Here is a 10508-nt window from a genome sequence, read left to right as displayed (position 1 = left end):
CACAGTGCTCCGCTTTAACGATTGGAGACGGCAGGAGCCGTGGGGCTTTCCTCTACCTGGGCCACTTCAAAACGCGGGCTATCGCCCCAGCCCGTTGCACTCTGCCGTGCCTTCGCCCAGTGCGAACCGGGCGCCAACGGCTCTTCAGGCGAGCCGGTCCAGGCGCCGCCGGACACCGGACGGTCCCGTGCGATCAACTGCCGGGCATCGAACCAGTGGGACACATCCACGCCTTTGCCGGTCTCGCCGGTGCCTTCGAACAGCACCTGGCCTGCAAACCAGCGCCCGGCATCCGGGGTAGTGAACGTCGGTGCTGGCGAAAGCAACAACACTTCATGGGCAGCGCTCCAGCCGGAGCGATAGCCATCGCATTCCTGTTGCACCATCAATGAATGGCTGCCGGCCGGGCGTGCGATATCCAGGGGGATCGACCAGGTGCGGTTCGCTTGTACCTGCGCCCTGCCCAACAGCGTGTCGGGCGCGTCGCTCCAGGCCACTTCCACCCAATCGCCGACATAACCATGGCCGGAGATCGTGGCCCTCGCGCCGAGGTGCTGTTGCAGTGCCGGCGACTCGATGAGCGGGATGGCCGGCACGGCAGTGAATTCGTGGTCGGGACCGAAATCGGAGTACTTGCCCTGGAAGACCTGTCTGGCCCGCAGTGTGTAGTCGCCCACCGGCAAGTGGGTTTCATAGGACCAGTAGCCATCGACGCCCCTGGCCCGCACTGTGGCCAACGGCTCGTCCGCGCCGTCGAGCCACAACTCGACCGTCGCCGTGTCCACCCCGGACGCTTTGCGGGCATGGCCGTCGATGATCGAGACACGAGCCAGGGCATCGCCCGGCTGAGGACGGTCGATGGTGGGGGGAAACAGGATCACCTTGAAACTGGCCGGATCGCTTTTCTCGGACGGAAATTCGCCATATTGCTGGACGGCGTAAACCTTGTGATCGCCGAACGAGAGGTCCTCCAGAATCGGCACCGACCATTCATCCCCCGTGACCGGTGCTTCGCCGAGGAACCCTTCCGAGACGAACTCATGCACCCGCATCGTCGCCCGCGGAATGCCGCCGGTGCCCCGGATGATTGGATTGTGATCCACGTCTTCATCGACGGGATAAGTGATGAGCGGCTTCAACACCACGATGTCGAACCGCTGGGGCACCTCGTCCGAAGTCTGGCCGCCGAATGACTGTTTCACCCTGGCGGTATATGCGCCCGGCATGAACGGCGCGTCTCGGGTGAAGGTCCAGGTGGTACCGCTCACCACCGCGTCATAAGGTGAATCGGAGTCGCCGTCGAACCAAAGCTGCACCTGCCCACCGTCCAGGCAGGTGCCGGAAAAGTGCGGCGTCAAGCCGTCGTGGCGGAACTCCACGGTGGGCACCGGGGCGCGAATGGTGAATTCCCGCGATGGAGTCGGCTCAGACCGCAGGTCACTGCTCTCCCCTGCCGGCCTGAACAGTTGGCAGGCTTCGACGAAGTAGATCCCTGGGTTCCAGGCTTCGGTCGCGATGGTTGACCAAGTGTTGTTATTGACACTGGCAATGGGCGCGGCAGGCGTCGACTCCCCTACTCGCCGCACCTCGATCCGCGCGGCCGGCTGGTCGGTCCAGCTGTGGCCGGTGCCAGAGAAAACCGGTTTGCGGTCGGGGCCGACGTCCACCGTAAGGGTGGGAATCGGGACAGGGATGGTGACAGTGAAATTGTCGCTGCGATCAGAGTAAATCCAGCCTCCACCATCGGCTACACCCTGCTGGGCGTTCATCTGCCGCGCCGATGCTGGAGGTTGATCGGGCCAGTCGACGGACCACGAGCGGTCAACCACATTGGTGGAAACCTGAAGCGCACCATTGGTGACAAAAATTTCCACCCGGGTACCGCTTTCATATCCGGCCCCCGAAAATCTCACAACACCGGGGCTGGGGTAGGTCACTTGAATATTGGTCAGTTTCGGGGGTTTGATCTTGAAGGCTCGGGCGACGCTGCGTTGCGAGGTAACGCCTTGATAAGTCTGTTCGGCCACTAAAGAGGTTGGTCCGGCTTTTGGCATTTGTACCCTGGCACTCCAGGCACCGCCCGCTCCTACCTCGCCGTCACCGACGCGGGTGTTATCGAAATCAACTTTTACATCGACGCTGGCGCCCGTCAGTCCATTGTTTCCGGATACGGTGAAGCTCATATCCTGATTGTCTGAGGGGCCGGTGATGGATAGTTTGTCCAAGACAGTGAATGGACGATGCTCTTCGGTATATTTAATTGGCGCGGTCCCGATTTGATAAGCGGCCTGCGCCAAGTGGACTCCATTGGAGAGAGGCTCGCCCCGAGCCTCCCAGGTTTTACTCGTTGGTACTGTAACTTTTTCGGACAACTCAGTGCCGTAATTCGGAACAACTGCCCAAACTTTGGCACCGGGAAATCCTGCCCCTTTGAACACAAGCTGATCGGCACGCACTACGGCGTTAAGTGCCGGCACTACAAGGGTCGTCGGCGCCAAAGTGATTGTCATAAGATTCGATTTAGCTGACGTCAGGTTTCCTATCTTCTGTAGCGCATAAAATGTCAGCGTAGATACCCCACTCGGTATATCGAAGATTGCCCTCCAACTGCCATTGGTTTGAATCTCGGCGGCGCGCAAAAGGCCATCGCCGTTAGCATTATGAACGGTTATTGCACCGGTACCATGCACACCGCCAGTCCCTGTAACAGTGATTGATATAGTACTAGCCTCACCCGATGGGCCTGTGATAATGGGTGCTCCGGGAGTAAACCTATAGGTTTTGTCAGCGTAAAGGTGCGGATCTCCAAAATCCTTGTCGTAGGTGTATTTAAAATACACCTCTACAAAACTAGCATTCCCTGCCACTGTCATCGTTGTATTAATTTCATGCCACTGCCCATCTTGAATCGCGTCATCGTTCGTCAGCTCACGCATACCCGTTTCGACTGCTGATATAAGGTTTATACGAACGTTACCTTTCCTGCTGCCGTTGTTTTTTGCACTGTATTTTGGCCTCGTCAGTTCTAACGATCTGCCATCCGGGGACCATGTATACAAAGCTGTGAAGTTCGCCCAAAGATTGCCATCCACAGCCTCCAAAAAAATCTCACCTTTTAAAGAAGTCACATCCGAATCAAGGGGACCATCAATATTCCCAACAGAACGCCCCTCCCCTGATGTCTTTTCAGGTTCGCTTTCCGCAACGTCGTCGCCAGCGCTCATAACCAAGTCCTCAACTCCATCGGAACCAGAAACATTGCCAAAGGATTCAGGGGCTCAGTGAATGTCACCGCACCAGCTCAAACACCTGCTAGTTCTGACAGTCCCGACGAGCGGTGCAACTGAATCTGAAAAAGCCCAACTGACTACACCGCCTTGCGCAACGGACTACAGATCCGCCAGAATCCGCCGGCTTGTGCGCCTTGGCGTTGCCCCGTAACTTGATTCGCGTCGCTGATAATCAGCGGTCGGGTTTAGTCGCCCGGAGGTAATACGAAACGCATGAGCATCATCCAGTCGGGCATCCCTATCCCCGCACTAAATGGTGGCTGTGCGCAGGGCGCCCTCGGGCGCGCCGGTTTTTTTCGCTATTCCTCCGGTCGACTAACCTGCGTTCAGCCGCCACCTCTCGTTTAGTCGCGAGTCGGTGGCAGCTCCATACAAAGGAATACGATTATGTTCAAGGCCACACCCAATCCCCCGCAAGCCGAACCGCTACTCTCCCCGAAAAAACTCGACAAAGCCGCCAAAAAAGCCCTGGACCATTACCTCAAGCCCGACACGCCGGCCAAACCCGAAAGGCACCTGGATTACTTCATCGTCGCGCCCGATGCCGATCCCGAAGGGTTGCTGGTGCACAGTTACGAAACCTTCTGCTCGGTGAGCACATTGCTGCTGGATTTGTCGGAAGACCTGGAAGGCGCCCCGCGCAATATGGCGCTCGCGATTCACCAGATGGGCGAGATGGGGGTGTTGCTGCTGGAGCGGTTGCTGGATAACGAAGCGAAGGTTCAGCGCTGACTTACAGAACCAAAGAACGATGACGGACCTGTGGAGGCGAGCCTGCTCCGGGCGGCGATCCGACGATGACGGTGGATCAGCTTGCATCGATGCTGAATGTGCCACCGCCTCGCGAGCAGGTTCGCTTCCACAAGGGTTTATCTGTGACAGCCAATCCAGGTACGGAGATTGGTAGACCCATTTTCAAGAATCTAAGGGAAAGGCACAGTCGCTTGCCCCGTCATATTGGGATCGGTGTAGCCCTGGACATCGTATATCCAATTGAAATGTATGATTGCAGAGCTGGCGTTTCCCTGCACAGTAAGCTGCTTGGCAAGAACATGCCATTTGCCATCCTGCACCCCATCATCATTATTCAGGACCATCCAATCAGTATCTCCTTTTGAAATAAGCTTAACCTTGATATTGCCTTTTGATCTGCCATTGTTCCTGGCCCTGTAACGTTTGGTATCCACATAAAATACATTGCCACTCGAAGTCCACCCGCACTCCACTTCGAGGTCTGCGTAATCGCTGCCTATTGCAGCCCTTATCGTAATCAGTTTTCCGCTCTTTTCTGTGTTCATGGGCGTACCTTCCATCCTGACAGGCGCTCCGGTTGGTGACGCCTTCGATAGTGTCGTCAATACAGTAAGCGACAAGCTCTCGGCTCAAACCTGTAGTCTGACGGTGCCGACAACCGGCGACAGCGAATGCGGAGATAGCGGTGTTTGCTGGATAAGCGAAGGTTCAGCGCTGACTCACAGAACCAGAGAACGATGACGGACCTGTGGGAGCGAACCTGCTCCGGGCGGCGATCCGATGGCAGTGGAACCCACTTGCATCGATGCTGAATGTGCCACCCCTCGCGAGCAGGCTCGCTCCCACAAGGGTTCATCTGTGACAGCCAAATCCATGACATTCCATGGTTGGCTGAGGCATGGATCAGGCAGATTCCGGCAACGAATGAAAACTGAAATATTGCCGCAGTGCGCTCACCAGTTGCGCGTATTCCGGCGGCGCCGTTTTCAGGCTGAAGCCAGCGTCGAAGTGTAGCGGCGTCACGTCTTCGTGGCACCACAGACAGGTGGCCTTCAGCTTGATGTCCATTTGCGGACCTTCATCGGCGGGGATTTTCAGGTGCAGGTCGAAGTCCGCACCGACCATCAACGGCAACGTGCTGATCAACATCAGGCCATCGGCCGATACGTTGCCCAGATAGCCAATAAGCCGGTCATTGACCCCATTGAACACTTTCAAGAAGCACGGCAGCTCCTGCCGCTCGATCCGACGCTTTTTGTACATGTCCTGTATCGCTTTTTCCAGGTTCCCAACAGGGAGCCAACACAGTATTTCGGAACGAGCCCAAGCCAGCCCGCTCTCCCCGATCCCGGTGCCAGAGGCCTCCAAGCCTCTTGGCCGTACTTCTGCCGGTCACAGGTGACGCCTCGTCATTAGAGACTCAGCTCTAACCACGAGTTGTACAAATATAGCTGACGATTCAGGGACGGCTAGCGGATAAATGATCTTTCATTTGGCAGCGAAGCCAAGCTGATGGATGGTCGATGGCTTCCCCATGACCACCCTTTTGACGAACGGTCAGAAAGCCGTCGGACGGGCTGCCGAAGCACTTCGAGTCGGGTAATGCCCCAGGCTCTGCAGGGTTTCCAGGCGGGCGCGGGCGCGGAAGGCGTATTCGCTGGTGGGGTATTGCGTGATGATGAACTGGTAGGTTTGCGCGGCATCGATGAACAGCTTCTGGCGTTCCAGGCACTGGCCACGCAGCATCGACACTTCCGGCTGCATGTAGCGGCGGGCGCGGCTGGCGCGGTCGACCTGGGACAGTTCGAGCATCACCTGCTCGCAATTGCCACGGTCATAGGCCTTGTAGGCCAGGTTCATGTGATGGTTCATCGACCAACGGGTGCAGCCCGTGATGCTCAGGGCCAGGGCAACAAAAAGCACGAATCGCATGGGAGGTTCTCCTGTCTTGAGTCCTGTATCGACCTGGCCGGCAAAATCTTCAGCCTGAAAATGGAGCCGGGCTTGCGCTTGTGGCAAGGAGGGTCCCCTTGCCACAAAAGCAATGTTCGGCTTTCGGACTTAACAGGTGTGAAAATCTTCGGGAATGTTCATTTCGAAAAAGAAACGAATAAGTAGTGCATATGAACAATGACTACACCCAAAGACCATAGTAGCCTTCGCTGGCGCTTGAACTTGAGGAGTCTTGCATGTCCGTCCGTCGCACCAAAATCGTTGCTACCCTAGGCCCGGCCAGTCACTCGCCGGAAGTTCTCGAACAGCTGATTCTGGCTGGCCTGGACGTCGCCCGCCTGAACTTTTCCCATGGCACGCCCGAAGAACACAAGGCTCGCGCCAAGCTGGTGCGCGACCTCGCGGCCAAGCACGGCCGCTTCGTAGCCCTGCTGGGCGACTTGCAAGGCCCGAAGATCCGTATCGCCAAATTCGCCAACAAGCGCATCGAACTGAAGATTGGTGACAAATTCACCTTCTCCACCAGCCATCCGCTGACCGAAGGCAACCAGCAGGTGGTGGGGATCGACTACCCGGACCTGGTCAAGGATTGCGGCGTGGGCGACGAGCTGCTGCTCGACGACGGCCGCGTGGTGATGCGCGTCGAAACCGCCAGCGCCACGGAACTGAACTGTGTCGTGACCATCGGCGGCCCGCTGTCGGACCACAAGGGTATCAACCGTCGCGGCGGCGGCCTGACGGCACCGGCCCTGACTGACAAGGACAAGGCTGATATCAAGCTGGCTGCCGAGATGGAAGTCGACTACCTCGCGGTGTCCTTCCCTCGCGATGCCGCCGACATGGAATACGCCCGTCAACTGCGCGACGAAGCCGGCGGTACCGCCTGGCTGGTGGCGAAGATCGAACGCGCCGAAGCCGTGGCCGACGACGAAACCCTGGACGGCCTGATCAAGGCGTCCGACGCGGTGATGGTGGCCCGCGGCGACCTGGGCGTGGAAATCGGCGATGCCGAGCTGGTGGGTATCCAGAAGAAGATCATCCTGCACGCACGTCGCCACAATAAGGCGGTGATCGTTGCGACCCAGATGATGGAGTCGATGATCCAGAACCCCATGCCGACCCGCGCCGAAGTGTCCGACGTAGCCAACGCCGTACTCGACTACACCGACGCGGTGATGCTCTCGGCCGAAAGCGCCGCCGGCCTCTACCCGCTCGAAGCGGTGCAGGCCATGGCACGCATTTGCATCGGCGCTGAAAAGCACCCCACCAGCAAGACCTCCAGCCACCGCATCGGCAAAACCTTCGAGCGCTGCGACGAGAGCATCGCGCTGGCGACGATGTACACCGCCAACCACTTCCCCGGTGTGAAGGCGATCATCGCCCTGACCGAAAGTGGCTACACGCCGCTGATCATGTCGCGCATCCGTTCCTCGGTGCCGATCTACGCGTTCTCCCCGCACCGTGAAACCCAGGCCCGCGCGGCGCTGTTCCGCGGCGTCTACACCGTGCCGTTCGACCCGGCCGCCCTGCAACCGGGCGAAGTCAGCCAGGCGGCGGTGGATGAACTGGTCAAGCGTGGCGTGGTGCAGACCGGCGACTGGGTCATCCTGACCAAGGGCGACAGCTACCACACCATCGGCGGCACCAACGGGATGAAAATCCTGCACGTGGGCGACCCGATGGTCTGAGTGACCGGTTGCTGAAATACAAAAAGCCCTGCCATGTAGATGGTGGGGCTTTTTTGTTTCTGCTGCTTCACGGTGGGTGCCTGTTCGGGCCTCTTCGCGGGCAAGCCCGCTCCCACAGCGGGTTGAGGTGTTCGTTAAGCTTGGGTTCGACACAAAATTTTGTGGGAGCGGGCTTGCCCGCGAAGAGGCCCGAACGGCCACCACACAAACTCAACCCCGGGTAAGGAACACATCCGCCAACAGTTGATTACGCGGCAACCCCGCCAGGTACAAACGCTTGGCAAAAGCCTCGACCCGCTCGGGATGGCCGCAGGCCAGGGCCAGGGTCTGCCGGGACGCCAGTCGCAGTTTAGCCAGTGCAGACGGCGCTTGAGCCGAGGTCAGTAACTCGACGGTGAGGTTCCGGTGCTTGGCCGCCAGCGCCGCCAAGGGCTTGTCCAGGTAATGCCCGGCCGCGTCATGAGCCACATGAACGAGATGAATCGGCCCTTGATGCTGCTGGCGCAGCGCTTCGCGCAGGATGCCGAACAACGGTCCCAGCCCGGTACCGGCGGCCAGCAGCCAGAGCGGTCGGTCGTGCCAGTCGGGGTCGTAATGCAACGCGCCGCCGCGCAGCTCGCCCAGGCGGATGGGGTCGCCTACGCTCAAGGACCGCGCTGCATCGACGAATTGACCGGCCTGGCGACAATCCAGATGAAATTCCAGGAACCGGTCTTCCTCGGGCAGGCTCGCCAGGGAATACGGTCGAGCGACCTCGCCCAGCCACAGCACCATGTGTTGGCCGGCCCGGTAACGCAGTGCCCGTTCCGGGGTGATGCGCAGGCGCAGTACGTTGGGCCCCAGCCAGTCCACCGCGGCGACCCGGGCCGCCTGGCCGTCGCGCTGCGGGTCGAACGTGTGGATCCGTACATCCTCGACCACCTGGCATTGGCAAGCCAGGCGCCAGCCCTGGTCACGCTGCGTCGGGCTCAGGGCGTCGGGCCGGCTGTCGCGCACATCGCCGGCCACGCATTGCACCAGGCACGCATGGCAACTACCGGCACGGCAACTGTAGGGCACCGCTACGCCGGACTGATTCAACGCGTCCAGCAGGTTGCTGCCCACCGCCACCGTAAAATGCCGGTCGGCGACTGTCACTTCAGGCATCGACATTCTCCCAGGCCGCCGCGCATCGGTTACGCCCGTCGCGCTTGGCACGGTACAAGGCCTGGTCGGCACGCTGCAAGGCGCCGTCCAGGTCGTCGTCGATTTCCAGCAGGGTCATGCCCACCGACAGGCTGAGCGATCCTAGCCGCAAGCCTGCCAGCTCGACCTCGCTGAACGCCCGTCGCAGTCGTTCGCAACAGGCGGTCAGGCGCGCGGGGTCGCAGTCAGGCAGCAGCATCACGAATTCTTCACCGCCATAACGGGCCAGCACATCCCCTTCCCGCAGGCAGGCCGTGGCGACGCCGGCAAACGCCTGAAGCACCTGATCGCCGGCGGCATGGCCGTGCAGATCGTTGATGCGCTTGAAATGATCGAGGTCGATCAAGGCCAGGCCGTGGGCGACACCGGGCTTGAGAGCATTGAGTTCCCGGGTCGCCAGGCGAAGGAAGTGCCGACGGTTGAACAGCCCGGTCAGCTCATCGGTGGCCACCAGGTCTTCGAGCTGGCGCATCATGCCGCGCAGGGTGTCCTGGTGCGCCTGCAGGGCGAACCGTCGCTGACGCATGCGTTGGCGTGAGGTCTGGACATAACGGGCATAGAACACCAGCCACACCAACACGATAAACAGCACACACACCTGCAAGCCGGCCAGCGTCGGATCGGACAGCCGAAAGAAGTAGGCATCCCAGAGGGTTATGCCGGTGAAGCTGATGAACACCAGCGCCGCACACCGCACGAAGGCCCGCCGGGACAGGTGAAACAGCCCGAACAGCAGGATCAGCATATAGAACACCAGGAACACACCTCGGGCCTGATCCAGGTGCATCATCATCCAGGTTTGCCAGCCCAGGCCGATCAGAACCTGTATTTCGGTGAGGCTGGGGTCGGCGAAACGCAGGTTGCGATCCGTGATGAACAGCACGAAGAGCGCCCCCTGGCACAGCACCACCAATGCGCTGCCGACGATGACGTTGCGCAACGAATCGAGGTAATGACCACTTAGATAGGCCAGCCACAACAACACCAGCGCCAGCGCGTAGGTCGCAGCCGCCAGGGCGAAGCGTTTGAGCAGGAGACGTTGAATGGCGTTATGGGTCAATCGTTGACTCACCGTTGGAAATGAAACTGAAAAATCAGTCCTACACTGCAGGCCAGACGCCACTTTAGTGGCGTGTTCGACAAATGACCATTCAATTCTGGAGCAGAAAAATGGCGTCAAAGCAATGGCCAATATTGCCGCAGTGTTGAGTGCGGGCAGATGCCCATTGTGGCGAGGGGATTTATCCCCGCTGGGCTGCGAAGCAGACCTGAAAGCGGCTACTGCGGTGTGTCAGGTTAATGTCCTCCTGTCTTTTTGGGTCTGCTTCGCAGCCCAGCGGGGATAAATCCCCTCGCCACAGATAAATTCCCTTCACAGATAAATTTCCTCCATAGATAAATTCCCTCCACAGATAAATCTCTCCACTAAGGCAGCTCGCTCCCACAGGGTGCCCGCCTGCGATATACTGCCGCGCCTTTTTAACGTCGCGCCAACATGCCCGGCGTGTCTTGACCCTGCGGGTCAGCTTCGAGCTACAAGCCTCAAGCGACAAGTTCGGAGCAGTACGCAAACTGCTTCAGCTTGCCGCTCGGAACTTGCAGCTTGAAGCTGCCCTATAGAATGTTCCCGTTTTAGAGA

Annotated in this window: 8 protein-coding genes; 2 read left to right on the top strand and 6 right to left on the bottom strand. The window is 59.3% G+C overall.

Annotation, left to right across the window (positions count from 1 at the left end):
- Positions 1-14 precede the first annotated feature (14 nt).
- Entirely contained in the window at positions 15-3224 is a 3210-nt protein-coding gene (locus EGM97_RS04170) for a hypothetical protein (protein WP_238961046.1), read from the bottom strand.
- A gap of 453 nt (positions 3225-3677) precedes the next feature.
- Here EGM97_RS04170 and EGM97_RS04165 point away from each other — a divergent pair, with 453 nt between their 5' ends.
- Positions 3678-4022: a DUF6124 family protein gene (locus tag EGM97_RS04165; protein WP_238961045.1), complete on the top strand. Its 345-nt coding sequence runs from the start codon at positions 3678-3680 to the stop codon at positions 4020-4022.
- Positions 4023-4213: 191 nt separating this feature from the next.
- On the opposite strand, the gene EGM97_RS04160 is transcribed toward EGM97_RS04165, so the two are convergent.
- From EGM97_RS04160 to EGM97_RS04150, 3 genes are all read right to left on the bottom strand, one after another.
- Positions 4214-4588 carry a hypothetical protein gene (locus EGM97_RS04160; protein ID WP_238961044.1) on the bottom strand — a complete coding sequence of 125 codons (375 nt, stop codon included), beginning with the start codon at positions 4586-4588 and terminating at the stop codon, positions 4214-4216.
- 358 nt (positions 4589-4946) lie between these two features.
- Positions 4947-5306, bottom strand: coding sequence for a PilZ domain-containing protein (locus tag EGM97_RS04155; protein ID WP_238961043.1), 360 nt, complete (start codon positions 5304-5306; stop codon positions 4947-4949).
- Positions 5307-5600: 294 nt separating this feature from the next.
- Positions 5601-5975, bottom strand: coding sequence for a tetratricopeptide repeat protein (locus EGM97_RS04150; protein ID WP_238961042.1), 375 nt, complete (start codon positions 5973-5975; stop codon positions 5601-5603).
- Positions 5976-6232: 257 nt separating this feature from the next.
- On the opposite strand from EGM97_RS04150, the gene pyk reads away from it, so the two are divergent.
- The gene (gene pyk / locus EGM97_RS04145; RefSeq protein WP_238961041.1) at positions 6233-7684 is read left to right on the top strand and encodes a pyruvate kinase; all 1452 of its coding nucleotides are present in this window, start codon (positions 6233-6235) and stop codon (positions 7682-7684) included.
- A 210-nt stretch (positions 7685-7894) separates the two neighbouring features.
- Here pyk and EGM97_RS04140 read toward each other — a convergent pair whose 3' ends face one another.
- Both EGM97_RS04140 and EGM97_RS04135 read right to left on the bottom strand, forming a co-directional pair.
- The gene (locus EGM97_RS04140; RefSeq protein WP_238961040.1) at positions 7895-8830 is read right to left on the bottom strand and encodes an iron-sulfur-binding ferredoxin reductase; all 936 of its coding nucleotides are present in this window, start codon (positions 8828-8830) and stop codon (positions 7895-7897) included.
- Positions 8823-9929 carry a GGDEF domain-containing protein gene (locus EGM97_RS04135; protein WP_232776403.1) on the bottom strand — a complete coding sequence of 369 codons (1107 nt, stop codon included), beginning with the start codon at positions 9927-9929 and terminating at the stop codon, positions 8823-8825. The genes EGM97_RS04140 and EGM97_RS04135 overlap by 8 nt, the downstream gene beginning before the upstream one ends.
- Between the last annotated feature and the right edge of the window lie 579 nt (positions 9930-10508).

This window comes from Pseudomonas sp. AF32 (assembly GCF_022342325.2).
Lineage (GTDB): Bacteria > Pseudomonadota > Gammaproteobacteria > Pseudomonadales > Pseudomonadaceae > Aquipseudomonas > Aquipseudomonas uvaldensis.
The sequence above is the reverse complement of the archived record's forward strand: the minus strand, read 5'-3'. Positions and strand labels throughout refer to the sequence as shown.

What these genes read in the sequence shown, in the direction of transcription:
- EGM97_RS04170 (WP_238961046.1), bottom strand. Translation starts at nt 3,224, where the DNA reads ATGAGCGCTGGCGACGACGTTGCGGAAAGCGAACCTGAAAAGACATCA.
- EGM97_RS04165 (WP_238961045.1), top strand. Translation starts at nt 3,678, where the DNA reads ATGTTCAAGGCCACACCCAATCCCCCGCAAGCCGAACCGCTACTCTCC.
- EGM97_RS04160 (WP_238961044.1), bottom strand. Translation starts at nt 4,588, where the DNA reads ATGAACACAGAAAAGAGCGGAAAACTGATTACGATAAGGGCTGCAATA.
- EGM97_RS04155 (WP_238961043.1), bottom strand. Translation starts at nt 5,306, where the DNA reads ATGTACAAAAAGCGTCGGATCGAGCGGCAGGAGCTGCCGTGCTTCTTG.
- EGM97_RS04150 (WP_238961042.1), bottom strand. Translation starts at nt 5,975, where the DNA reads ATGCGATTCGTGCTTTTTGTTGCCCTGGCCCTGAGCATCACGGGCTGC.
- pyk (WP_238961041.1), top strand. Translation starts at nt 6,233, where the DNA reads ATGTCCGTCCGTCGCACCAAAATCGTTGCTACCCTAGGCCCGGCCAGT.
- EGM97_RS04140 (WP_238961040.1), bottom strand. Translation starts at nt 8,830, where the DNA reads ATGCCTGAAGTGACAGTCGCCGACCGGCATTTTACGGTGGCGGTGGGC.